Raw genomic sequence first — 26,586 nt, 5'->3', positions numbered from 1 at the left:
CGATATATAGTAGGATTTATGTCATCAGGATTATCAAATTGAGTCTGTCTATTAACATTCTCAAGAATGGCTACTAAATAAAAATAATATTCAGAAAACATTATCGCCAATGGTTTCACTGTGCGTTCGTGACCGGTCTTTCCCTGGATGCCTTTATAGAAGAATTGTATTTTTAAGCCATCTCTAATTGCAGTTCCTATGGACCACATCTTGTCGAGAAAATGACTGTTATGCATCGGTGGAATATAGTGGTACATCTCGTTTGCTATAAGATCTGTCACCATTTTCTGACTTTCCTTAGGTACACAGCAATCCAGAAGTTTATCAAGGATGTTTTTCATGTCATCCTTTCGAAAGGCCCTGCTGTCAAGGAGAATCTTACAAATAGCCAAAACCTCATCATTTGAAAACTTCATCTTGCTGATATGCTCGAAGCGATATCCACGATCTTTATAATCATAGACAAGTTCGTTATGAACATCTTCGCTCACAAACTGGTTATCAAGAAACTGCCTTATATCTTCAAGGTCACGCTGTATTGTCTTTTCATTTACATGTAACTTTTCCGCAAGTTCCTTTTTCTTTAATACTTTGCCACTTAAAAGTTCCGAATAAATATATAAAACCCGGTTGCTCTTGTTCTGATCATTTTCACACATATAGATACTCTCTTATTAATGAATAGTTTAAGTGATTCTATAAGTAGTATACTGACCGGATTGGTCATGATATGTCCAAGTAAAAGCGTTAAATATAAACATTTTGTAAAAACATAAATAATATAAATAGGTTCATGACCTTTTATACAAAATAGTCTGTTTGTATGAAATCTTATGCATACATACAATAATTATATCGACTAAAAACATTATCTTAATGAGGTTATATAATAATGATTAATTACGTTGTTCAAGTAAATTTTTGATGCAATTACAAAAAATGCCATCAGAACCGGTGACTGGCCCTGGTGGCATTTAAGTAATGAATATTTGAAAACATAAATATGAGAAGAATCGTCCGTTTTACAAGATTTATGTATAGCCAAAAACCATATATTCATAATGTGAGATTATTATTGTAGGCTGAAAAAGCTCTCCATAAAATAGGTGCTGTTCACAGTGACAGGCACCTATGGTTCTTGAATCTCGCTTCGAAAATTCTGTGATATTATAGGTATATAGCATTAACCTACACCTAAAATAGCCAGTTGCAATATCCTTAATATGTGTTAACATCTATCTCAGTAACATTTAATTCGATTTTCAGAAAGGAGGCCATCATGACTAAGAACACTTTAACAAACTTAAACGCAACCCGAGGGATGGTTATCCTTTTTTTCTGTAATTAAGTAGGCATATTCTGCCTATATCTACAGTTTTCATAGGATGATCAACACCTCTTTATTTGGGAGGTGTATTTTTTTGCCTTTCCGTGCTTTTAACGAAGGAAATCAACTATGGAGATAATCAAAGGAGCTTTTTCAGAAGCTCATGTTTTCACTACAAATAATACCGACACTGCCCTTGATCAGTATGCAAGAGCCCAGCTTCAAATGATATGTGACAACGAGTCATCAAAAGGGTGCTTAATAAGAGTAATGCCGGATGTCCATCCCGGAAAAGTCGGAACTATTGGTCTTACCATGACTATCGAGGACCGTATCATGCCTAATCTTATCGGAATCGATATAGGGTGTGGTATGACACTTGGTAAGATCAAAGGAAAAAAGATCGAAGGGCAGAAACTCGATACTGTAATAAGAGACTGCATACCTTCTGGTTTTAACATCCGAAAAAAGCCGCATAGGTTTGCAGAAGACTTCGACTTCTCGGATCTTTATTGTTCAGCACACATAAGAACCGATAAAGCGAGGCTCAGTTTAGGGACATTAGGAGGCGGCAATCATTTCATCGAGGTCGATAAGGATACGGACAATGATTTTTACATAGTCATCCATACCGGAAGCAGACACCTTGGAAAAGAAGTGACTGAATACTACTTAAATGAAGGACAGAAAGCCCTGAAAGATAAAGGCATAGCTATCCCTTACGAACTTACCTGGCTTGATGGCGAACTTAAAGACTCTTATCTTCATGACATGCAGATAGTCCAGGATTTTGCCAGCCTGAACAGACAGATAATCCTTGATGAACTTGTAAAAGGGATGAAATGGAAGGTACTGGAGTCTTATGAATGCATCCATAACTATGTAGATGCATCGGCAGAGACATTAGCCCTATTCAATTCACCGATCATGAGAAAAGGTGCCATTTCCGCAAAGAAAGATGAGAAAGTCATCATTCCTGTCAACATGCGTGACGGAATTATTCTCGGAACAGGACTTGGAAACAAAGACTGGAACTGCTCTGCCCCTCATGGCTCCGGAAGGATCATGAAGAGAGAGGATGTAAAGAACAATTTTACAGTTACTTCTTTCAAGTCTGAGATGAAAGGTATTTATTCAAGCTGTATAGGCAAGGACACCTTAGATGAAGCACCGTTTGCATACAGACCGGTCACTGAGATAACTGATGTGATAAGCGCTACCGTAAAGATCGATAAGTTTATAAAGCCGGTATATAACTATAAGGCCGGTGGAGAATAATGAGGATTTCAAAATATGATAATTCAGATAAGTTCCGGACAGGGACCGGCAGAATGCGAGCTCTGTGTCACAAAGCTCTTTAAATCCCTGAATAAAGAATATGATGATCTGGAGGTGATCAGCCAGCATCCATCAAAAACTAAGGGGTGCTGCACTTCTATAATGTTTAAAACAGAAAATGACCTTTCAGGCCTTGAAGGAACCGTTCAGTGGATATGCCAGAGCCCTTTCCGACCTGAGCACAAAAGAAAAAATTGGTTCGTGGATGTGAGCATCATCCCGGAGCTTGATGAGATATGTAAGGATCAGAATATCCGATTCGAGCGCTTCCATTCCGGGGGAAACGGCGGACAGAATGTAAATAAAGTTGAAACCGGTGTCCGTCTAATTCACATACCGACCGGTATCACAGTGACTTCCACAGCAGAGAGGACTCAGCAGCTTAACAGAAAGGATGCTCTTGATAAACTTAATGCCATCCTTGCAGCAAAAGAAGCAGAAAGCCATGCCAAGCAGACAAATGATGCCTGGCGTGAACATACAAGGATCGTAAGGGGAAATCCTGTGAGAGTCTATAAAGGCATGGGATTCACCCAGACAAAATAAGGTATTAAAACATGGTGCTGTCGCATTTTAGTGCAACAGCACCTTTTTTATAGTGGTTTTCGTATCCGAATGATCATCTCTTTCAGTATAAAAGATTAGTACTTTATCATTAATAATTTAATGTTGCGGGTAACGATTTGAGAATTATAATAATGAATTAACATCAAAGTCATAAAGGGGGGATTAAGTATGGAAGGGTTATTAGCCTTTATTTCTGCGGTCTGCAGTAGAATACAGACGGTTTCTGATTTGTTTTGGGATTTTCCGACAAACTTTGAGTGGTATCGAGGCATTCCTGTTTTAGGAAATTTTTCTCTGGCTATCATTCTGCTCATAGGTTCGGGAATCTACTTTTCGGTTAACCTCAGATTTATACAGCTTAGAAGGTTTAAATACGGTATTCAGGTACTGAAAAACAGTAAGGCGAAAACGGGAATCACTCCGCTTGCATCATTTTTCCTTTCAACTGCCATGCGTGTAGGTCCTGGAAATATCCTCGGTGTAACAGGTGCAGTATCTGTGGGAGGACCCGGCGCCCTATTATGGATGTGGATCTCGGCATTTTTCGGAATGGCCACAGCTTATGTTGAGTCAACATTATCCCAGATTTTCAAGGAAAAGAAGAATGATGAGTATCTGGGTGGCATGTCCTTTTACGGAAGAAGGCTGCTTAAGAACTCAGCTATAGTCGGTGTTGTACTTTCGATGATGTACATCATATATGCGATTCTCTGCTTTCCGGCTCAGGGTTTCAATACTGTATCGGCCATGGGACAGATTGCAAGCATTGTAAGCGGATATGACCTTCCGACTACTCACGCAGTATATTGGCTTGGATTTCTGGTAGTTATTCTGGCGACATGCGCTGTTTCCTTTGGCGGAACAAAGAAGATTTCAAAGGTTACGGATGTGTTGGTTCCGGTTATGGCCGTCGTTTACGTCATTACTGTTCTTATTCTTATTTTTATCAATATATCGAGGATCCCATGGTTTTTCTATGCCGTCTTCACACAGGCATTTAAGCCGGAAGCCATCTTTGGGGGTGCCTTCGGAACGGCTCTCATGCAGGGTGTAAAAAGAGGACTTATGTCCAATGAAGCCGGCCAGGGTACCATCACTATGCCAGCTGCGGCATCAGATGCAGCACATCCTTGTGATCAGGGCTGTGTTCAGGCCATCGGTGTTTTCCTTGATACCATAGTTATCTGTACTCTTACAGGTTTTGTGGTTATCATGGGCCGGGCATGGCTCACAGAAAATGGTGCTGCATGGATGGATCTCGGAAAGCTTCCCAAGTACCTTGCTTCCATTGAAGAGCTTACTCCGGGAACAGGATTAAATAGTGTTGTTACACTGCTGGTATCGCTTTGTTTCGGACTTTTTGCATTCACCTGTCTCTTGGGATTTATGTCATTCTCTGAGATATGTGCAAACAGAATCAGCCGCAGCAAGGTATTTATAAATACTATAAGAATTATCGATATCGCAGTTGTCTGTTTCGGAATGCTCACATCTATCGTTGGCCTGGATCTTGGAGCCCTTTGGGATCTTTCCGATTTTGCCAATATTTTAATTGCTTACTGCAACATTCCGCTTCTGTACATTGGCTTCAAATATGTTAAGAAGGCAACTGTTCACTTCGAGTCTAAGGATGACACACCGTTTAGTTCGGCTGTGATCGGGGTCGATGTCCCTGTATGGGATGATAAGGCCCGGGCAAACTGATTTTTGAGATTTGTATCTTAGAAACACAAAGGGGCGACGCACCATTTTATGATATGGTGCGTCACCCCCATTTTCTTTGTTATAGCATTAGTCATCACTATCAACATCATCTTCTGTTGTCTTGTCAGCCTTGTTCTTTTCCTTTATCGTTGTGCTGTTAGCCTTGTCCATAAGTGCCAGGTCCGTATGTGTTCACAGTGACAGGCACTCATTTACCGGGGACAGTCCTCTTTTGTGAGAACCGTTCCCGGTAGTATTTTCTAAAATTTGATGCGGTTTTCCTTGAAGACCTTCATCATTTCATTAGTGAGACTCAGATTATTCTCCTGTAAAACTATAGCATTTCTCTGAACCCATTCGGCATATCTCAGTTCATCCTTATCCATATGAATCTCGGCATTACCCTCAGCATCGCAATAGAATCCTGCGAGGATATCCTGAGCCATACCCCATGGCTGGGATTTATAATATCTGATATTTCTTACTTTGATGCCGGTTTCTTCCATCACCTCACGGGCAACTGTTTCCTCCAGTGTTTCACCGATCTCGGTAAATCCTGCCACAAGAGCATTGCCTCCGTAGCCTTGTCTGTATTTTGTCACCAGCAGGCAGTCACCCTTTGTGACACCAACAATTACTGCAGGGTTGATCCTTGGATAAATAATGTTGCCACAGTCTTTACACCGAAGTGCCCGTTCCTTGTCATCAAAGCTCAGCTTATGTCCGCATTTTCCACAGAAAGTATTATCGGCATACCATTTCCATAAATGATATGCAGTAAATACGGCATAGATTTCCGGTCCGGAACCGGTCTTTCGCAGGTCTCTTACGGATCTGTAGTTGAAATCGTTTTTTATATGAGCTTCCTTATCGGTAACAAGAAAATAACGTGTATCATCGATTGAAAACAGGTATATTGTTTCAAACCCTTCTGCATCGCTTCCTTTCGGAAATGACAGCTTTCCGTTATTTTCATGTATAAGAAGCTTTCCTTCCTTGTCAAAGAAAAGTGCCGTATCTTCAGGCTGTATAGAATTGTTTTTAAATGAATTATCTAACCTGCTTGGTGCGATATCCTGTATCATTATCCCCTCTATTCCTTTTTGAAATTAATTTCTGACACATCTTAAATGCACTCACCATGTGCTCGGCAAATTGCCGGTTGCCTTTTTCTGTCAGATGAATGCCATCATAAAACAGATCGATATCCCATTTACCGGCATCGATGAACCTTGCTTTGTATTTCCCGGCAACTTCATGGTAAAGGTTACTTAACTTTACGTTTGCTTCCTGAATTGCGTTCATGGGATGTCCTGCGGGGAATCCCATCATGGGAGGAGAAATGACGATGCATTGGCACTCTTCATGAATGTCTTTGACGGCTTGCAGAAGCAGATCCATATGGTTGGCAATTTCGAGGGGGTTAAGTGATGACTGATTCAGCAGATCATTTGTGCCAAGCATTACTGCAAAGTAATCAAGCTTCTCATACCGACCCAAAACCTTTTGAAAACGTTTAAACTCTGCCTCATAACCGGGCAGACACCTTCCGTTTTGACCATCTTCTATGATCTGTATGGATTCCTTTATACGCTCCTGTAACATCGTTGGCCAACGAATATCCTTAGGTAATCTGGCATCTTCGTAACATGATGCCAGGGGATTATAGCCATATGTATTGGAATCACCGTATAGATAAAGGATCTGCTTATCTTCCATTTCATGCCTCCCTTCGCAAACTCTCCGATGACTTTTGTATTATTATACTGTTCACAGTGGCAGGCACCTATAGTCCTAGTATTATGACGTTAGGACCCTACGGATGAGTTACAAGCCCAGACCCTTTAGGGTCGGGGTAATTGACTACAATCAATAATATGTTTAATCCTATCTCTATTCTTAGCTTTATCCAAACAACTGAAGTATTCCCTGAGTAGTTTTGTCAATCTGCCCTAGAATATTTTGAGCTGATTGGATTAGGATTGAATTCTTGTCCAATTTGGACTTTTCTTTAGCAATATCGGTATCTCTGATCCTGGACTCTGAACTTGTAACATTCTCATCCATTACTTCATTACTGGCACGTGTATGCTCTAAACGATTCTGCTGGGCACCAAGCCGTGCACGAAATTCAGATACCTTATCTATTGCATGCTTGATATCCTCTACGTTACTCTGATTATCCCTGTCCGAAATATCAAAATCCTTGATTCCGAGAATATCAAGATTAATATACGGGAAATCAAGTAAAATACGATCATCCTGTACGCTACTGCACTGTATCCATATATTTCCGGTCCTAACCTTCTGCATACCATTAGTGTTGAATTGAACATCAACAGAATTGTTGTTGTCTCTGTAATCATAAATCGCCAGAGCCGGAGTTGATCCATCTACATTTAAATCCAACACTCTGTTAAAATGATCTTCTTCATTAATAACATTTGACAGAGTATCTAAAGTCTTACTATATAATCTGTTGGCTATTTTTTCTGCTGCGTCGGAAAGCGTACTCGGATCCGCATTTGTTTCTTTAAGAAATGAGATATAGCCAAATATTGTCTCTGATGAATTGTCATCTATAGTTAAGTTCCCAAGATCAATAGCACTGTTTGTCACAGGCTTTCCATTACTATAAGACATTGACTCCCGTAAAAATTCTTTGGTTATATTACTGCCGGGTTCAACAGCTGCTCCATAAAAAGCAACACCATAATAATGACTGGTACAGGTAGCGCAGCTCATACCTATACTGGTTCCGAGAAGGTCATATACATCTTTGTAGAGATCATCGGCTGTCAGTGATCCGGAACCATTGTATTTGGATGTAAGACCACTAAAATCTATTACTGCACTGGCATTGTTGTCTACTGCCGGTGTATCATTTCTCCCCGGAGCTATATACTGATTAAAACCGCTCACATTACCAACTCTCATTGATGAAGATGTATGATCCTTAAGCCATGAAGGTACTTCGCTTGTATATTCCTGTGGCGTATCATCATGCTGTTTCAATACTTTTATATCATTGAATTCTGTAGAATCGGTAATTCTAATTATTTCGTTTTTTAGCTCGGTAATTTCATTTTGAATCTCTTCCAGATTCTCGTCATTATATATTCCATCATGAGCCTGGATAGAAAGCTTACTGATACGTTGAAGGATTTCTGTAATTTCCCCCATTGCTCCATCAGCTGTGTTTATCATTTCAATTCCATCATTGATGTTATTATGGCCCTGATCCAGTCCTTTGATACGTTCACGCATACTTTCACTGACTGCAAGTCCGGCAGCATCATCCCCGGCTCTGTTGATCTTGTAACCTGAGGACAGCTTCTCCAGATTTTTTTGTAAAGCGGTCTGATTGGTATTGAAATTTCTTAATGTATTTATCGTAGGTGTATTATCTCTGATTCTCATGAAATGCTCCGCGAACTACCAATCACCTAAAGGAAATGGTGTTTCTGGCTGACTATTTAGAAATCTTACTTAGCATCAGAGTGATGATAGTATTTCCATTTATTTTTCAACAAAAAACAACATCACTATAATATTATTTTATTGCTAAGCATTTACATTTGAAGGTAATATTTTGACGAGATTTCATTAAAAAAACAGTCCTACCTCATCTACGAACTGGTTAAAAAAGAATAGGTGCCTTTCACTGTCAAGCCTTATAGACCTCTTCCCCGTCCACAATGGTTGCTACAAGGTTTGCCTGTGCAACCTTTTCAATATCGTCATGGAGAAAATCACAATCATAAACCGTCATATTGGCAATCTTGCCAAACTCGATGGATCCCAGCCGATGCTCCTGGTGCCAGGCGTATGCGACATTTATGGTAAGGGCACGCAGGGACTGTTCACGTGTGATCGCTTCCTTGACATTGAGCGGTAACGTTTCTATACCCAATGTCTTTGGCGCATTACGGGTTTCAGCCATGTAAATGCTGTTTCTGATACTGATGGACGGTGAAACAGGATAGTCCGAATGGAACACGGTACATGCGCCCGCATCAAAGAAGGATTTGATCGGGTATGAGTTTTCTGCCAGTTCCTTACCGACATAAGATTCCTCAATCTCATAGAAGCCCGGAATTTTCGCAGTCCACAGCGGAGGAACTGCCGGAATGGAGCGGGTTGCGCCCATGCGGCGGATATCCTCGTCCGTGACAAAGTGCAAATGAGCCAGAACATTGCGCTGATCCATATCACCGGTAATTTTTTCCGCATCCTCGATGCAGCCCAGCATGAAATGGGTCGCGCCGCCGCCCTCGGAGTGAACGTGTACCGGAAGTCCCTCGGCATCTGCCGCTGTGATCAGCTCTACCATCTTGTCATGATCGTTGAAGCGTTCATTGCCGTGGTAGCCCGGCTGATCGGCGTAATCCTGGTTCTGCCAGCCTGTGTGCGCTTCGGTCACACCATCTAAGAACGTCTTTACACCGACTACATGGAAGTATTCACCGCTGTATTTTGCGCGGGTCGCGGCGATGCGGGCGACCTCCGCCTTCGGATCCTCCGGATTGTCCGGACACATAAGATACGCATAGGTACGCAGCTTAAGCTTACCCTCCTGCTCCAGCTCATAGAAAGCCTGAACAGCTATCTCATTGGTAACCTCCGTACCGGCATCGGCCACTGCTGTATAGCCGTTTGCAAGTGCCATATCCTGCCATGCGAGCAGATAGTCCTTGGCATTCTCGAGTGTAGTCGGGAGCTTGGGATACACTTCAAACACAGGTGCTTCACAGATGTAGCCGTCTGGTTCCCCGTTTTCATCCACGTGAACCAAATCGTAGCCCATTTTCTTTGCATAAGCCGCATCAATGCCCGCCCATTCCATCGCCTTTGTATTGAGCAGCATGGAGTGACCGCCGCCGGTCTGCATAAACAGCGGCTTATCGCTGCAGATCTCGTCCAGATACGCTTTGGAAACATATTCGTCATTTTCGGTCCACCCTGCTGCCAGGTAGAACTCGCGCTGCGGATTCTTTTTTATGAAATCACTGATGATCTCCCGGTATTTGTCGTAGTCAGTTGGGATAACCTTGGCGAGATTAGCCTGCCCGATCGCGCGGTCGCCTGCCAGGTAACAGTGGCAGTGGGATTCCAAAAAACCGGGATAGATGAAGTTCTCACCGTAATCCAGCACCTGAGCATCTGCACAGGCAAGCTTTTTTACTGCCTCCGCATCACCGATATAGGCAAACACGCCGTCCTTAACAAGCGCTGCTTTTGCAGTGGGCCTCTTTTCATCCATAGTGATGATGTTGCCGAGAACAATAGTCTGTTTCATGTGTAAATCCTCCTATCTTATTATTTATATTTATAGTTACGAAACTAACTCTGTCAGTTCACTTGCCATCTTTCACCACAAGGGAGGAAGCCATAGGCTTATCCTTGTCCGATGTGAAAAATTTCGCATTTTTGAAAATCCTGTCTGCTTTCATGCTTTTTTCCTAATCTCCCTACACGCTCCGCGGGGCGGCGTCTGGCCGAAAGGCCAATATTATCCTTACGCCGCCCCTGCAATATTTTAAGCTCTGTGGTTAATATATGTTTTACTGTTTCCTGAATACCGTTTTGCCCTTAAATACGGTTTCTAGCACCTGAATATCCTGAATACCTTCCACAGGAACGGATTCGATGTCACTGTCCAAAACGACCAGCTCCGCTGATTTTCCAACCTCGATGGAGCCTGTGATATCTTCAAGATGAGCCTGATAGGCGGGATGGATCGTATGTGCCTGAAGGGCTTCCTTAAGGCTGACACATTCCTCCGGCAAGGCAGCCGGAACATCCTTGAACAGCTCATAAGTCGGATCTCTCCTGACATGTCTTCTCGTCATAGCCACCTGGATACCCGTAATACCATAGGAGGGACTGACAAAGAAATCCGATCCGTAAGCACACACCACACCATTGTCGATCAGTGACTTACTGGGATATGTATTTCTGACAACATCCTCGCCCCAGTCAGCGACCATGATCGGTTCTTCGGTAGGATTATCATTGAACCATGCCGGCTGATTGCTGGCGATGATATGGCTCCTGCCCATACGAACCCTGTCCGGCGGATCAATAAACGTGCAATGCGCTATTATATTTCTGATATTGGGGTCCGGATACAGCTTCTGCGCGTTCTCATAGCAGTCGATCACTTTGTGGATAGCATAGCTTCCCATAGCATGTGTGTGAATATTGAAGCCCTCCTTGTTGGCAAGTGCCATGGACTCCTCCATATGCGCCTCATCCCAAAGAAGCGGTTCTCTTGTACCCGGCGTATGGTTCACCGAAGTGTCCGCATAGGGTTCGATCATTGAAAACTGCCCATCCGCGAAGTATTTTACCGTATTTACGGTAAACAGGTCTCCAACATCAAACTTCGTGCGGTTTGCAAGAGCCCTTTCCATGTCTTCCTGCCTTGTCGCATCGTTGACATTATGAACACCGGAAACCCTGGTGGTAAATTCTCCGTTTTTTGCCATTTCCGTCAGAACCGGATAAGATGCACCCTGCTGACAGTCACACATCAGTGTAAACCCGGTTGAGTTAAACATGTCAAAGCACTGCTTCAGAGAAGCCCTGTGTTCCTCCGGTGAAAAATCATAATTTGGAATACTGTCAATTATGGGAAGAAAGGTAACAGGCTCCTTTATATAGCCGCTGGGGCTTCCGTCTGCTTCCTTTACGATCAGCCCGTTATGATCATCCGTATCCTTATTGACACCGGCGGCTTCAAGTGCCTTTGTATTTAAGAGAACCCTGTGTCCACAGTACGACATCAGAACAGCCGGTTTATCCGGTACGACCACGTCAATATCATGTCTGGTGAACGGTCTCACGATACCCTGGAGCCCTCCTGAAAACCATGTTCTGTCCCATCCAAGTCCCCTGATCACCTTGGCATCCTTTTGTTCCTCGACATAAGCTCTCAATATGTCCTGAATCCTCTTTATTACACCCTCGGGCGTGTCCTTTTTGGGATCCGGTACAATAGAACTGAAACTGCATGTTGCGAATTTTTTTGCGGCATGAGCAAGATGCATATGTGCATCTCCAAGACCGGGGATGACGCTCTTTCCGTTACAATCGATAACTTCAGTGCTTTCTCCGATCCACTCCTTTACTCCCGCCTCGTCACCAACATACACGAATTTCCCGTCTCTGATGGCAACCGCCTGTGCATGTGTTTCCGTTCCATCCAATGCAATGGAATATACTTTTGCGTTTCTGTAAACCCTGTCTGCAGTCTGAGACATTTTTTGCTACCTCTCTTTCTTAAAATTTATGATGTCAGGATCAAAAGTACCTTTTGACCCTGACATCATGTTTATAGTAAAGGAACGATCTCCGTCAAAGATAAAAATATTTGGTGAGCGGATATATATTGTCCCAATCTATGATTTTGAGCACGGATTCCTTTTCCGGATGGATGTTGAATTCATCGAATACCATCACTTCCCTGTTCTCCCTATCATAGAGCGGCCATTCATGCGCCTTGCCGTCCGGAGATATATCCGCGGAAAGTGACGGGTTTCCTGTCTTTGCAAACTGAACCCACATTTTCCGCACCGTCTTTGAAAAGGTTTCGTCAAATACCCTGCCTGTAAGGCCAGTATCATCCGGGTGGTTAAGTACGGATGAAAGCTCGATCGCATGCGAGCACTTCACATACGGTAAAGAGGATTCTATCGTGAAGTAATAGGTGTATGACTTACCGCCGGCCTTTGCCTGCTCCTCAGACATTCTGATATGCGTTGCATTAAACCATAACTGGCTGAAAAGACGGCTGCCTTTTTCGTAGTTTTCTCCCTCCACGCTGTCACAGTAGCGCTCGATCAGTTCCTTATCCTCGTCAGGCAGCCCGGCGATCCTTCTCGTCTTACGGTCATCAGACCACATTCCGAAAAGCTCAGGCCCCATAAAATGGACAAAATAATTCATTTCATCCTTATTGCAGCCATGAAGTATTTCGATATCCTTTATGGCGCCCTTCGCATACGCATCATACGGGTCAACCGGCAGATATTTTCCGTCTCTTTCCGGACCTATCCGCAGTCCCGTCACCGCCGACACCCTAAGGAGCTCTTCCGCATCAACCTTATTCAGCTCAGCTACGGTTTTACAACCGAGTATCTCCATCACTTCATTTGTGCAGCCGATGGCCTCTTCCGTAGATATTGTTATGGAAGGACCGCCGCTCTGGGCGATGACCCTCCTGATATATTTGTGTGAACCCTCCACCAGAGGAAGCATGGTAACGCTTCCCGCGCCGGCAGATTCACCGAAGATAGTTACATTATCGGGATCGCCGCCAAAGCCTTCGATGTTCTCATGGATCCACTTAAGCGCCATCATCTGATCCATGGGGCCTAAATTCTGTGCATCCGGATAGTCATTGCCATCAGGCAGATGGGACAGGTGAATGTAGCCGAAAACACCTACCCTGTAAGCAATGGAAGCAAAGATCACGTCCGGGTTTTCCTTAGCGATATTGCCCAGGTCATACAGAGGATCGCCTGTCGCGCCCATTGCATAACCGCCGCCATGTATCCATACCATGACCGGTTTTTTTCCGGTGGTTTCACCCTCTGCCTTCCATACATTCAGATAAAGGCAATCTTCACTCTGGTAATAAAGCGAACCGCCCTCGCTTATATCTTCCATCTGGCGCGGACTTTTTGCATTGTAGTATGCCTCATATATGCCATCATCCGGTAAATATTCCACGGGAGCTTTCCAGCGAAGCTCTCCGACAGGCGGCTTAGCTGTGAAAGGAATACCCTTATATGCAATGATATTTTCAGATTTTCTGCCTACAAATGTGCCGTTTATGCACTTCACGGCAAGTGACTTGTCATAATTACCGTCAGTTATCTTCTTGTTTTCACCATACCTGGCTCTTGCCTTCTTCCTTGCATCATCAAGAGCTTTTCGTGTCTCCTCTGTCAGGGGCGGTGCCATCAGATTCTTAACTTCATTCATTTTTTTGTTTCCCTCCTTCCACTTCAGTTCACTTTCTCTCCGCAGATATATACCTCTGATGGCTTGTTATGGCTGAAACCATCATGCTCTGCTGTAAGCAGATCGGTATCAAACACCAGGAAATCAGCATCTTTGCCGGTCTCGATGGATCCCTTGCTATCCTCGATACCAAGCTGTTTTGCTCCGTTTATGGTATATCCGAGTATCATTTCTTCTATGCTCATCTGCTCAGTTGCGGGCGGATATGCCCCCTTAGTCCTGCTGTGTTCCAGAGCTTTTGTCTTATCGGTGATGTGGCGGGTCATTCCTACTTCCATACCAAGATAAGGGCTCCAGTTATCGCCGAAGAATACCTCATCGCTTGAGAAAGTAACGGTAGCTCCGCTGTCCCAAAGGCTCTTGCAGCGGTACATGGAAAGTGCCCTCTTTTCTCCAAGCAGCTCACACCATGCCTTAAAAGGATCTCCACCCATGTTGCCTGCATGCCACCACGGAGTGTAATCGGCGAAGACCCCAAGCTTAGCAAAGCGGTTAATGTCCGCATCATCCTGAATCTCCAGATGGGCACAGGTGACCTTCACATGGTATTCATCTCCGAGCTCCTTTCTGGCAATTTCCACACCGTCCAGTATCGTACGCGACGCACGCTCACCTACGGCATGTACGTGAAGATCCAGCCCTGCCTCGTTAAGGAGTTTTAACAGCTCTGCAATTCCCTCTTTATCAAAGGTTGTAGCTCCCACTGTGCCGGTATCCTCATATGGTGTTACAAGCGCGGCAGTCTGTATCTTTAAAGTACCATCCATAAAGATTTTTAATGTATGAACCTTTAAGTGCTCCGTATCAAACTCACGGCGGAAACGCTTTGTCTCTTCCACTGCCTCCTTCATCTTTTCAGGCCTTGTGAGAACATAGCATCCGTCCACATATACCGGGAGCTTTCCTTTTTTATCAAGGTCTCTTAAGTACGCATAAACACGCTCGTGAAGCTCGTTATGTTCCGGAAATCCCGCATCAAAGACACAGCTTACTCCAAATGTTACGGAGTCTTTTATCCAGCGGGTGAGGGCCGCTTCTATCTGCTCATCAGTAAGATTCTTCAAATGATCAAAAAGTAACCGCCAGCCTGCGGCTTCATATACATTTCCGGTAACATGACCGTCTTTGCGCACATAATAGCTGAGCCCCGGAACTATATCCGGCGTTTCGTCCGTTATATGATGCTTCTCTAAGATCCTTGAGTTCACCCAGACGCTGTGCGCTTCCGATTCCATTATAAGCAGCTCATTGTCCGGGCATATTGCATCGAGTTCTTCCTTTACAATAGTCTCATCGTTTAAGAGATCACGTTCCAACTCGAATCTGTACCGGTCAAGTCCGGGATTCTTTTTCACATATTCAGCCATGAAGTCCATGGCTTCCTTCTTGTTTGTACATTCGACATATACTCCAAAATCCGTATACTCAAATCCAACACCCAGACTCACATGGACGTGACTGTCAATGATACCCGGAATGATAAGTTTTCCGTTAAGATCCGTAACCTCACCCTCATAATCAGCAAGGCCCGCCTCCTCTCCCACATAGACGAATTTACCGTCCTTCACTGCAAGAGCTGCTGCCTGCGGCATATCTTTATTTGATGTGAAGATTTTTGCATTTTTGATGATCCTGTCTGCCTTCATAGCTGCTCCCTTCATAAGCCTCTTTTCAACCTTTTAAGTTAATTCCGCTCACTTGCAGGTGTAGACCCACTCTCCGCCCACCATGGTTCCAAGCACGGGCGAATCCTGGATATGCTCCGAATCACACTTGGTAATATCATCACCAAGTACCACCAAATCTGCTTCCTTCCCGATAGTAATACTGCCCAGCCTGTCATCACAAAGCATCTGATAAGCCTCATTAATGGTGGTCGCTTCGATCATCTGTTCTATCGTTACGCGCTCGCCCGCATTATGCAGTGTGTCCGGACGTCCGGGAAGCTGACGAATCACACCTTTCTGTATGCCTGTAAGCGGATAGGCCGGATTTGTAACAGGATAATCACTGGCAGAGGTTACCGTAACTCCGGCGTCAAAGAAGGCCTTCATCGGAAGCTGATTTTCAGCACGTTCTTCACCCAGAACAGCGACCATCATTTCAAAATAATCCGGTTCCATATCAAACCAGTGAGGATCTGTAGAAGCTATAACATTCAGTTTAGCCATACGGGGGATATCCGCCCTGTCTACCACCTGAAGATGAGTTATGGCATCCCTGTAATCATGGGATCCTGTCTGCTCCAATGCCTTCTCTATGGCATCCAGAGCCATGCAGAGTGCCCCGTCTCCTATGGCATGAGCGTGTACCGTAAATCCCAGCTCGTGAGATTTTTTGTATATTTTAATAAGGGTTTCCATGTCAAAGCGGAGCTGCCCATGATGCTGATGCTCGACAGACCACGGATCTGTGTAAGGCTGCTTCATATATGCTGTCGAAGGTGTCCCCGGCATCGTACCGTCTATCTGTATCTTGATATTGCTAAGCTCGAACATGCGCCCCCTGGTCTTCTTTCTAAGCTCTGCCGCATGTTCTATCTCTGCCATCGTATCATGACCTTCCGCCTGAAATACCTGATAAGCGGCATAGACATGCATTTTAAGCTTTCCTTCCATATCAAGCTCATGGCAGGCAAGTGCGGCATTGTCTGTAGTATCCCAGTTGATGATGGGTTCCAGGATCAGGGTCTCTCCATGAGCCAGATATTCCTCCTGATAGTGCAGGAATCCCTCCTTATACTGCTCAACCGAGAACACGGTAAGCTCCTTTAAGAGATCCATGGCACCTTCACGGAAATAACCGGTGGGATTCCCCTGATCATCCCGGGTGATTATTCCGTCACTTATATCCGGCGTGTTTTTGTCGATTCCCAGACGATCCATTGCGGCATGATTCACCCAATAAGAATGATGACCTATATCGGCAAGAACGATCGGTTTGTCTGTCAGGCCGTTAAGGAGATCCGCAGTGGGACCGTTCGGTCCCATATCCGGTGTGGGTATGAAGCCTGAGCCCTGAATGACGTCCAGCTCCGGGTGATCCTTAATGAACTCCTTAATCGCGGCAAGATGTTCCTCCAATGTACCCATGGGATTCAGATGTACAAAGAAAAGTGCTTCCGTTCCTCCGGGTGCGATATGACCGTGTCCCTCTCCAAATCCCGGAAGAATGATACCTTTATCATACCGGATCTCCTCCGTGTCCTTGTCGATATATTCCTTTACCCCCTCTTCGTCGCCCACATAGACGAACTTACCGTCAGAAATCGCAAGTGCCGCAGCCTTGGGCTTTTTTTTATCAACTGTGTAGATATTACCGTAGATGACCTTATTTACCTTCATTATCTGTATCTCCTCGTATTGTTAATTTACTTTCTTTCCCGCAAAATACACATCCGTCGGTTTGTTATAGCTGAAGCCCTCATGCTTGGCAGTAAGCAGGTCAGTATCAAAAATAAGGAAATCAGCATCCTTACCCTTTTCAATAGAGCCCTTGCTGTCTTCTATACCAAGCTGCTTTGCTCCGTTTATCGTATATCCGAGTATCATTTCTTCTATACTCATTTGCTCATCGGCGGAAGGATTTGCTCTGACGGTCCAATCTGTTTCGGCAGCTCTGGTTTTCTCATTTATCCATCTTGTCATTCCGACCTCCATGCCAAGGTATGGACTCCAGTTGTTAAAATCACCATAGTGGATATCATCGCTGGACCATGTAACATTGGCACCGGTCTTCCAGACCGACTTACAGCGGTACATCTTACACGCACGCTCCTCGCCAAGCAGCTTACACCATGTTTTATAAGGATCTCCGCCCATGTTTCCCGCATGCCACCAGGGCGTATAATTGGCGTTAACACCTAACTTTGCGAAACGGTCAATATCCGCGTCATCCTGAATCTCAAGATGTGCACAGGTGACTTTCACATGGTATTTATCCCCAAGCTCCTTCTTAGCCATCTCCACACCGTCAAGTACATTACGGGATGCGCCCTCACCTACAGTGTGCAGGTGCAGGTCAAGTCCTGCCTCATTAAGCTGAATAAGAAGCTCTGCGATCTGATCCTTATTGAAAGCAGCCGTTCCCTTGTCCCCGGTATCTTCATAAGGTGTCACAAGTGCTGCCGTTTCAATCTTTAAGGTACCGTCATTGAAAATCTTTAAGGTGTGCACCTTAAGGTGTTTCGTATTAAATTCACTGTTAAAGCTCTTAAGCTTTTTTATCGCCTCCGGCACCTGGCGGGGCTGTGTGATCACATAGCAGCCGTCTATATAAACGGGAAGTTCTCCTTCCTCATCAAATTTTTTTAATCGTCTGTAAACCCTCTCATGAAAATCATTGCATTCCGGAATACCGGCATCAAAGACACCCACGACCCCTGCATTGACAGAAAAATCGAACCAACGCTTTAAGGCGGCATCAATCTGATCATCTGTCAGTTTTTCCGCACCATCGATCAGAAAGCGGGTTTCCGCAGCCGCTTCAAATATATTTCCTGTTATATGTCCATCCTTACGCACATAGTAACTAAGTCCCGGCACGGGATCGATGATATCATCCGTAATGCCATGACGCTTAAGAAGCTTTGAATTCGCCCATATGCTGTGTGCCTCACCCTCTAAGATCATGATCTCACTGTCGGCACAGACAGCATCAAGATCTTCCTTTGTAATCTCTTCACCGTGCAGAAAAACACGCTCCAGAAGGAAATTGTAGCTCTCCTTGCCCGGATTGTTCTTAATATGATCAGCTATAAAGTCAAGCGCTTCCTTTTTGCTGTCACACACGATATACTCGCCCATATCCTTATACTCAAATCCGACGGGCATGGTAACATGGACATGGCTGTCGATGATTCCCGGCATTATGAATTTCCCGTCAAGATCCGTCACCTCGCCCTCATAATCCGAAAGACCGGCATCATCGCCGACATAAATAAATTTGCCATCCTTTACCGCAAGGGCTGTAGCCCGCAGAGTTTTCGTGTTCGATGTAAAGATTTTTGCGTTTCTTATGATTATGTCTGCCTTCATAGCGCCTCCTTTAATTAAGCCAAACAATATACAGTTATTGTACTTAAATAAATGTTAAAAATCCGTTAAAACATAAAAGTGATGAGGGTGCATTAACAGTCTTAAGTTATTAAGACTGTTAATGCACCCTCACCAAAACCAAAAAGAGGTTACCTATTCTTCATTTCATTTGACACATACCTTCCGGATTTATACTATATTTACGTAAAAATGACGGTTCTTTACTGCTGTGAAAGACAGAGGCTGTTATCTTCGTCCTCTATAAACTCCACCTTTATGCTTGCAATTCTCCCTGCGCAGATCCTTTGGTTAAGATAGTCTCCTCTTTCGATAAAAATATATCTGACAAAAGAATCCGCAAACAACCAGAATAACACATAGAAAAATTCCTGTGGAATATCACCAAGGTATTTTCCAATTAATGAAAGGAGAATGCCTGAGATCACGGTACCAATCACCATTTCTCCAAAAACGAGCCGATGATGTCTGTTCTCCTGTATAATCTTGCCAAGTTGATAGTCTCCGTCCGAAGTGATCGTGTCAACAATGATCTTTTTTTGCTCCTCGGTAAACTGTGACCCGTATATCTCAAGAACGATAGGATACTTTGTCGGAATACACTCAATAAAATCAGTAATATAATCCGAAAACTCAGAGTTAAGGCTCACACAATCCCTAATGCTGTATTTGCATATGATATCGTCCATATTTTGTACATAACATGGAATATAAGCTATCCCCTCTTCAAGAACCTCCTTATTCAAACGATGCTTCAGGAATGACTTTTTATTCAGAAATTTTTCTATGTTATTATCCGTTTGCATCTTTTCTCTCCTATCCACGGCTTATATCACCACTTCCTTATTTGACTTGAGTATAGCACAGAGATGCTGATTTTCCCCACAAAAATTCACGATTTCTAATGGGAAAAGTTCACAGTGACAGGCACCTATAGTCGGCACCTATAGTCTTATTATCATCAAGTATCACCGCCTCAAAAGAATCTGCTGATTACCAGCTCATGGAATTAGTATACCACTGCATCATCTGCTGTGTATCCATCGATTGAACCGGCCTTAACCTGGATACATGCGTAGCTAAGCTCTGAATCATCAGCCGCAAAGAACTGTCTCTTTCCTTCGGGTGAAATCTTGACTACATCGCCCTTTGCGATTTCAACATCCTCTCCATCTACAGAAGCTTTGCCCTTTCCTGAAAGGATGATATAGATCTCTTCATTTTTCTTATGTGAGTGTACAAAAGGAACACTTGCTCCGGCAGGAAGATGATTGATGCTTATTTCCGCTCCTGTCAGCCCCAGTACATCATGAAGCTCTGTTCTTGGGTCCTCAGTTACATTTACTTTTTTAAAATTTGACATATTGTTTTCCTCCATTTGTTTGCTATTTGTTTTTGTTTGCTGTATCATCATTTTATCTCTAAGAATTATCCAAACAAGTACGAACATTTATAATACATAGTTATATTTATGATACTATCACGCATTTTCAAGGAGAAATTTTCATGAAAAGTATATATGGTCAATGTCCTTATGCAACAACCCAGAGAGTCCTCCAGGGGAAATGGGCTATAGTTATCCTCTTTCAGCTTAGTACCGGGACAAAACGTTTTAACGAACTCGAACGTAACATTCCGGAAATCACAAGAACAATGCTCACAAGACAGTTAAGACAATTAGAGGATGATAAGCTTATCGTCAGGAAAGTATACGCTGAAGTTCCGCCAAGAGTAGAATACAGCCTTAGCGAAATGGGTGAAAAATTCAGGAAGGTATTGGACCAGATTGAGTTATTCGGATTTGAATATATTGAAGAATTAAGGAAATGCAATGCTTACTCTTAAAGACCTTGCCTTTGATCATGATGATATTATGATGGATGCGTTAAAGAAATCCTGATGGATCAGGATTGTACTTTAAAATAATGCAACTGTTGACATTAGACTTCTATATGTTAGAATGTGAACGTCATCGGAGGGTGAGTTATTCGTTTTGAAATAACGAGCTGGATAAGATGTCTGGTTGAAATACCAGCTTCTTGTCCGGCTTTTTTTATTACCATAAGGAATTTGGACGGAGGAAATACTCAATGGAAAGAAGAATAGATTTTACATCAGGTGCTATAGTTATACCCCTTCTTAAGTTTGCGGGACCGGTTCTTTTAGCCTTATTTCTACAGGCGATGTACGGTGCTGTTGATCTTTTGGTGGTGGGAAAGTTCGCGGAATCGGCTGATGTATCTGCTGTTTCCACCGGTTCTCAGATTATGGCAACCATCACAAATATAATCAGCAGCCTGTGTATGGGTATGACCATTTTTCTTGGTCAGAAGATCGGTGAAAAACGTGCAGATGAAGGAGGAAGGATCGTCGGCAGCGGACTCGTTTTGTTTGCAGCCATAGGTTGTTTCCTGACAATGCTTATACCGGTATCCGCACCAAAGCTTGCCTTGACCATGCATGCTCCGGTCGAAGCATTTGAATTGACAACTACATATATCCGAATCTGCGGAGCCGGAATAATAGTAATCATGGCTTACAATATGATCGGTGGTATTTTCAGAGGCATGGGAGATTCCAATACTCCTCTTGTCACAGTTTTGATAGCATGTATCTGTAATATAATTGGTGACCTTTTATTTGTTGCGGTTTTACATATGGGAACAAAGGGCGCAGCGCTTGCTACTGTGGGAGCTCAGTTTATAAGTGTAGTTATCTCATGTATCCTTATTTCACATAAAACTCTGCCTTTCAAACTGGAAAAGAAAATGATCACATGGAACACTCGCATAATCAACAGAATCCTTGTGCTTGGAATACCTATTGCCGTACAGGATCTTCTTGTTGGAATGTCTTTTCTTGTGATCCTTGCCATAGTGAATTCTATAGGATTGGTGGCATCCGCAGGTATAGGCGTTGCAGAAAAAGTCTGCGTGTTCATAATGCTTGTTCCCATGTCCTTTATGCAGTCAATGTCAGCCTTCGTTGCCCAGAACAGAGGTGCGGGAAAACTGGATAGAGCATTTAAGGGATTCCGTGCCGCTGTGGGAATTTCATTTATATTTGGTGCGGTAATGTTCTATACGGGATTTTTCCATGGAGACCTGCTTTCTGGTATATTCTCCTCTGATGCAGCTGTTATTCAGGCCGGATTTGAGTATATAAAGGCATATGCTGTAGACTGTCTCTTCACGTGTTTCTTGTTCTGCTTTATCGGTTTCTATAACGGGATGGGATATACCACATTCGTTATGGCTCAGGGTATTATCGGAGCATTTTTAGTCAGAGTACCGGTATCTTTTCTGATGAGCAAGCTGATGCCGGGTTCTCTGTTCCATATCGGCCTTGCCACACCTTGTTCCACAATAGTACAGATACTTCTCTGTTTTGGATGTTTGATATATATGTCACGTAAGCTTCATTTGAGAGTCTTCCGCTTACTATAGGAATATTTACACGCATTACTACCCATACCAAACGGTATCCTTAAAGTAGTATCAAGATAATTATTATCCGTTCACTAACTGAATTGTTACTCATTCTGCATGTAGTTCTGCTCTTTTTTCATATATTTTCTTGTCCTGTCGTCTCATGAAAAGAATTCTGGACAGAATAAGAATCAGGCTACTGCCTACAAAAATCTGAATCGGATAAGTAAACAATACGCTTTCAGATATTATCATGCTAAGCATAGTAATGGCGCCTACCGGCGGCATATACATTTTAGAAAAATAAATAACGGTAAGCATTCCACATGTAGCAACTATGGCTGCAATCGTAAGAGGAAGCCCTAATCTGATAACAAAGATATATCTTGATATCACACCAATTATGGAACAAAGAGTTATCACTGCAACCGTTTTGACCGGTATATTTCTTGTCTTGTTTCCCGGTCTGGAAAACTCAGTAAATGCCACAAGTAACGGAGGAGCCACGACAAATCTATAACCTGTTTTGAATGCAACACCGGCAATTACTGTCACACAAAGGATTCTGATAGCAGTATCTATCATGTCGTCTTTTGAATTCAGCATCACAGGAACATATTCCTCATCTGTCCGAATTCCATGAAACAGAAAAAGATTATGGAACAAAATCACAAGTGAAGTAAGTATAAATGCAGCTATTGGGTACACTATACTTGTAGTCTGCATCATCACCGGCAGCACTATTGCTGATACAAATGGTGCGAATGTGGTTCCAGAAAACATAAATAGCACCTGGGCGATTGTAAATGCCAGAATCACTTCTATATACGTACTAAACGGAACGAATCTAACAATGCAAACTCCCATTATCGCGCAGCCTGTAATCAGGGCTAGCATACGCCTTCCGTTTACCTTCCAGCTTCTCTTTTTTGCCACCATATATCCAACTGCTAATGCTGTTATCTCTGGAAATATTATCTCCTTCTCATTTAAAACCTCTGCAGAAAGTGTCATCAAAGCTACTAACAAAACGGTACTTGCGTACGGGATCACTTCCTTAATCTCAATATTTTTCATTACAGTTTTCCTATAACCTTAGAAGAATATTTTTGTTCTAACAATTTGAAGAGGCTGTCGCTTATAGACAATCATCTTAAGCGGCAACCTCCAACCATTATACTATATGTTTAAGAAAGAACGTATACGTTTGGCGATAATGTTTATTGGTCTTTTCGTGCTTTAGCATGCACAAGACTTCAGGCGGTTATAATCTATATGTTTTTTAGTTTTCTTTATCTCTGTAATGTCACTCAGTTCGAGTTCACAGTGACAGGTACCTATGGTCCAAAAAGGCTTGGATAATAAGGATAAATTACGTGATTAAAGAAGATTATTTATGTCGGATTTTTACACTACCTTGATTATAAGTGTTAGAAATATTACAATTAAGGTATACATTGTATACTTATGGGGGCTTATTATATGCTGAGCATAAAAGAATTAAGGGAGATGACAGGACTCACGCAGGTAAAATTTGCCGGGATGTATCATATCCCTTTACAAACTGTAAAACAATGGGAAGCATCAAAGGATAGTAAAGCATATCGAACTCCACCTGTGTATGCATTAAGATTGCTGGAGTTAACTATACTTCGGGACATTGAAGATAAGATGGTCGCTCTTATTCTTGATGAACGGAACAAAAAATCAAAGTATAGTCATCAGGATGAGTTGCTTAAGACAGCACAGGATATTTGGGGTTAAACATGATATATATTCTTTTACATAAAGAGATTCCGGTTTGTGTTTTTGAATTGGAAACAGAGGTGGTTTCCGGAGTTATCAATCTTAAGACAGCCGATCATCTTCCTCTCCCTTTGAAAAGGATTGTCCATTATCAAACTGAGTTTGTACGTGAAGTGCTTGAATCTCAGCTGATACTTAATGAAGAAGGCTGTACGCTTGTTGATATATGGTTGAATAACAGAACAATTCCAGCAAACCGGAAAAACAGGCAAAGGAATGATGATTTTCCAAGGAATACCCTGGCATGGATGTTGGAGAATCACGCCTGTTCCCTTGATGATTGCTATTGGATCCGCAGAAGAGATGAACATATGACGTGGGAAGAGGTAAATCTCTACGGTTATGATCAAGTCGATGTTCTTACTCAGGAGAAGCTTGCAGAAAAGACAATATATAGAAACGGTGCCAATTCTACTCTTGGTGGTGAATTGGAGAAATACTGGTTTTGTGAAAAAACAGATACAGGTGTAACCCTGAATATTTGTAAGAAAGTCTCTCCTTCTGAAGATGTGCTAATAATAAGAGAAATGCTTGCAAATATGATCTATGAAAGAATCGGGTACGACAATTATTGTAAGTATCAGTATGTGTTGAATTCTGAAAACCAGATCGTTGGGTGTTTTTGCAAAGCATTCACAACCGAAAAGTTGGAGCTTGTTACGGCTTATGATTTGCTCGAAGAGTACAATTTCACTCAGCAGGATGACCTGTTTAGTATACTTGTTGAGCTGGCGGGAAAATATGGATTATCCGGTGGAGCTGTATGGAGATATCTTGATATTCAAACTATCGTGGATTATCTCATCACTAATCGTGACAGACATCAGGGAAATATCGGATTTCTGAGAGATCCTGATACCTTACAGATCGTGAGTACCGCTCCGGTCTATGATTCGGGCAGCAGCGAAAATATGGAATATGAACTTCCGATAGATACGGAACATACGAGAGTAAATGGTCTGTATCATACTGAAAAAGAATGTCTGGAACACATTTCTGATTTGAGCTGTGTTGAATTAGATAAATTACCGGATTGCACAGAAATCAGAGCCGAGTTAGACAAAAGCAGTTCACTTAGTCCGTCAAGAAAAGATTATCTGGAAAAGCTTTATATAGACAAAATTGCTGTATTGAAGATAATGCAGAAGAAAGATTAAATTTAAACCACTTAGTTTATGATCAGGATGATACAGTACTATTTACCGGATCATCTCAATCATACCTGATGTTCTAAAACCCACTTAAAAAGGTTTTCATATTCAAGGCTTCCATCCGCTATAGATAATATCATCTCATACAATTCTTTTTGTGTGTAATCGAGTTCAATACCATTTATAGCAAGGAAAACGAGCATTGCATGCGCTCCGATACGTTTATTTCCATCAACCATGCAATGGTTTTTTATCAGTCCATAACCTAATCTTGCAGCCTTAGCCTGAATTGTAGGATATAATTCTTCTCCGCCAAAGGATTGAAATGGGCTCTCTAATGCTGAATCCAAAAGATTATAATCTCTTACCCCATCACTTCCACCAAACTCCTCTATAAGCTGGGAATGAAGCATTAGAATTTGCTCTTTACTTAGTTTCTTCACTTAGCAAGCACCTCATAAGCTTCTTTATTTTTCTTTAATAGTCTTTTGGATATGGCAAGCACATCCTCATCCGGAGCTATTGCATTCTCCTCAGCCTTACTAAATTCAATAACGAGATAACGCGGAACATTATTTTTAAGAATTACAGCTGTTCCCTTTTCATCAACAAGCTTAGTAACCTTGGAAAAATTCTGGTTTGCTTCCGTTATGGAAATCATTGTATTGGTATCTATTGTCATGTGAATACCTCCATTTCATGTTAATAGAATACCATTTAATATAGCTATAATTCAACCTATTTTTCACAATATAATTAGCATGCTATACATAAAAAGCGGTTAAAATCCGAAAGTACTGGATTTTAACCGCCTTGGTTTATTATGAAGATGATAGAGTTCTATTATCTGATCATCGATTTTTAGAGGATTACCGGCAGTTTAGGGGGCTGCCGGCTTGAGTAGTATGAAAAAACATTTTAGGGGTATCAGATGTTCCTCATCTGATGGTCATATAATATCACCGGATGCTGAAAGGAAACTGAATATCCATTATTTCTATATGGTCTAAAAACAGACCATATGCATTTTCCTTAGACCATGATATGATTCTCAAGTCAAAAGAAATAATAGTCTATTATTCAAAAAGAATTCCCACTTTATCAAAAAATGAATAAAAGCAATTGACGATATGCGATAAAACACATATTATTGAAACTATAGAGGAAAATAATGAACGAAT

General features: G+C 42.5%; 22 protein-coding genes. 7 read left to right on the top strand and 15 right to left on the bottom strand.

The features are described from left to right. A partial coding sequence (locus T357_RS0116950) for a helix-turn-helix transcriptional regulator (RefSeq protein ID WP_031555129.1) occupies positions 1–659 on the bottom strand: 659 nt, incomplete at its 3' end. Positions 660–1,456: 797 nt separating this feature from the next. Here T357_RS0116950 and T357_RS0116945 point away from each other — a divergent pair. From T357_RS0116945 to T357_RS0116935, 3 genes are all read left to right on the top strand, one after another. Next, a complete protein-coding gene (locus T357_RS0116945) occupies positions 1,457–2,605 on the top strand; it encodes an RtcB family protein (RefSeq protein ID WP_031555127.1) in 1,149 nt (382 codons plus the stop codon). A gap of 15 nt (positions 2,606–2,620) precedes the next feature. Next, on the top strand, positions 2,621–3,211 hold the full coding sequence (gene prfH, locus T357_RS0116940; RefSeq protein ID WP_031555126.1) for a peptide chain release factor H: 591 nt from the start codon (positions 2,621–2,623) through the stop codon (positions 3,209–3,211). A 189-nt stretch (positions 3,212–3,400) separates the two neighbouring features. Further along, positions 3,401–4,936 carry an alanine/glycine:cation symporter family protein gene (locus tag T357_RS0116935; protein WP_031555124.1) on the top strand — a complete coding sequence of 512 codons (1,536 nt, stop codon included), beginning with the start codon at positions 3,401–3,403 and terminating at the stop codon, positions 4,934–4,936. A gap of 260 nt (positions 4,937–5,196) precedes the next feature. Here T357_RS0116935 and nudC read toward each other — a convergent pair whose 3' ends face one another. The 11 genes from nudC to T357_RS0116870 all read right to left on the bottom strand — a co-directional run bounded on the left by nudC (position 5,197) and on the right by T357_RS0116870 (position 20,383). Then, positions 5,197–6,021, bottom strand: a complete 825-nt coding sequence (gene nudC / locus T357_RS0116925) for an NAD(+) diphosphatase (RefSeq protein ID WP_031555122.1) — start codon at positions 6,019–6,021, stop codon at positions 5,197–5,199. Then, a complete protein-coding gene (locus T357_RS0116920) occupies positions 5,987–6,655 on the bottom strand; it encodes a GDSL-type esterase/lipase family protein (protein ID WP_031555120.1) in 669 nt (222 codons plus the stop codon). Before T357_RS0116920 ends, nudC begins: the two co-directional genes overlap by 35 nt. 186 nt (positions 6,656–6,841) lie before the next feature. After that, positions 6,842–8,356, bottom strand: coding sequence for a flagellin (locus T357_RS0116915; RefSeq protein ID WP_031555118.1), 1,515 nt, complete (start codon positions 8,354–8,356; stop codon positions 6,842–6,844). A 247-nt stretch (positions 8,357–8,603) separates the two neighbouring features. Continuing rightward, on the bottom strand, positions 8,604–10,235 hold the full coding sequence (locus T357_RS0116910) for an amidohydrolase (RefSeq protein ID WP_031555116.1): 1,632 nt from the start codon (positions 10,233–10,235) through the stop codon (positions 8,604–8,606). Between the two features lie 265 nt (positions 10,236–10,500). Next, positions 10,501–12,201: an amidohydrolase gene (locus tag T357_RS0116900; RefSeq protein WP_031555113.1), complete on the bottom strand. Its 1,701-nt coding sequence runs from the start codon at positions 12,199–12,201 to the stop codon at positions 10,501–10,503. Positions 12,202–12,295: 94 nt separating this feature from the next. After that, entirely contained in the window at positions 12,296–13,927 is a 1,632-nt protein-coding gene (locus tag T357_RS20615; protein ID WP_049962534.1) for a carboxylesterase/lipase family protein, read from the bottom strand. A 23-nt stretch (positions 13,928–13,950) separates the two neighbouring features. Further along, positions 13,951–15,627 carry an amidohydrolase gene (locus tag T357_RS0116890; RefSeq protein WP_031555111.1) on the bottom strand — a complete coding sequence of 559 codons (1,677 nt, stop codon included), beginning with the start codon at positions 15,625–15,627 and terminating at the stop codon, positions 13,951–13,953. Between the two features lie 33 nt (positions 15,628–15,660). Beyond that, positions 15,661–17,310 (bottom strand): amidohydrolase, encoded by a 1,650-nt coding sequence (locus tag T357_RS0116885; RefSeq protein WP_049962533.1) that lies wholly within the window; start codon positions 17,308–17,310, stop codon positions 15,661–15,663. Between the two features lie 21 nt (positions 17,311–17,331). Then, on the bottom strand, positions 17,332–19,002 hold the full coding sequence (locus T357_RS0116880; protein ID WP_031555108.1) for an amidohydrolase: 1,671 nt from the start codon (positions 19,000–19,002) through the stop codon (positions 17,332–17,334). Between the two features lie 221 nt (positions 19,003–19,223). Continuing rightward, positions 19,224–19,826: a hypothetical protein gene (locus T357_RS0116875; RefSeq protein WP_031555106.1), complete on the bottom strand. Its 603-nt coding sequence runs from the start codon at positions 19,824–19,826 to the stop codon at positions 19,224–19,226. 203 nt (positions 19,827–20,029) lie between these two features. After that, positions 20,030–20,383: a cupin domain-containing protein gene (locus tag T357_RS0116870; protein ID WP_031555104.1), complete on the bottom strand. Its 354-nt coding sequence runs from the start codon at positions 20,381–20,383 to the stop codon at positions 20,030–20,032. A 143-nt stretch (positions 20,384–20,526) separates the two neighbouring features. On the opposite strand from T357_RS0116870, the gene T357_RS0116865 reads away from it, so the two are divergent. Together T357_RS0116865 and T357_RS0116860 are read left to right on the top strand one after the other, a co-directional pair. Continuing rightward, a complete protein-coding gene (locus T357_RS0116865) occupies positions 20,527–20,865 on the top strand; it encodes a winged helix-turn-helix transcriptional regulator (RefSeq protein ID WP_031555101.1) in 339 nt (112 codons plus the stop codon). Between the two features lie 245 nt (positions 20,866–21,110). After that, entirely contained in the window at positions 21,111–22,466 is a 1,356-nt protein-coding gene (locus T357_RS0116860; protein ID WP_031555099.1) for an MATE family efflux transporter, read from the top strand. Positions 22,467–22,556: 90 nt separating this feature from the next. On the opposite strand, the gene T357_RS0116855 is transcribed toward T357_RS0116860, so the two are convergent. Continuing rightward, the gene (locus tag T357_RS0116855; protein WP_031555097.1) at positions 22,557–23,525 is read right to left on the bottom strand and encodes a hypothetical protein; all 969 of its coding nucleotides are present in this window, start codon (positions 23,523–23,525) and stop codon (positions 22,557–22,559) included. Positions 23,526–23,930: 405 nt separating this feature from the next. On the opposite strand from T357_RS0116855, the gene T357_RS0116850 reads away from it, so the two are divergent. Both T357_RS0116850 and T357_RS0116845 read left to right on the top strand, forming a co-directional pair. Continuing rightward, a complete protein-coding gene (locus tag T357_RS0116850; RefSeq protein ID WP_031555096.1) occupies positions 23,931–24,212 on the top strand; it encodes a helix-turn-helix domain-containing protein in 282 nt (93 codons plus the stop codon). 2 nt (positions 24,213–24,214) lie between these two features. Beyond that, on the top strand, positions 24,215–25,411 hold the full coding sequence (locus T357_RS0116845) for a HipA domain-containing protein (protein WP_031555094.1): 1,197 nt from the start codon (positions 24,215–24,217) through the stop codon (positions 25,409–25,411). 59 nt (positions 25,412–25,470) lie between these two features. Here the strand turns inward: T357_RS0116845 and T357_RS0116840 are convergent, their stop codons facing one another. Both T357_RS0116840 and T357_RS0116835 read right to left on the bottom strand, forming a co-directional pair. Beyond that, a complete protein-coding gene (locus T357_RS0116840; RefSeq protein WP_031555091.1) occupies positions 25,471–25,848 on the bottom strand; it encodes a type II toxin-antitoxin system death-on-curing family toxin in 378 nt (125 codons plus the stop codon). Then, positions 25,845–26,087: a prevent-host-death protein gene (locus T357_RS0116835; RefSeq protein WP_031555089.1), complete on the bottom strand. Its 243-nt coding sequence runs from the start codon at positions 26,085–26,087 to the stop codon at positions 25,845–25,847. Before T357_RS0116835 ends, T357_RS0116840 begins: the two co-directional genes overlap by 4 nt. Positions 26,088–26,586: the final 499 nt, after the last annotated feature.

This window comes from Oribacterium sp. FC2011, from assembly GCF_000701645.1.
Lineage (GTDB): Bacteria > Bacillota > Clostridia > Lachnospirales > Lachnospiraceae > Oribacterium.
This window is presented reverse-complemented; position numbering and strand designations above follow the sequence as displayed.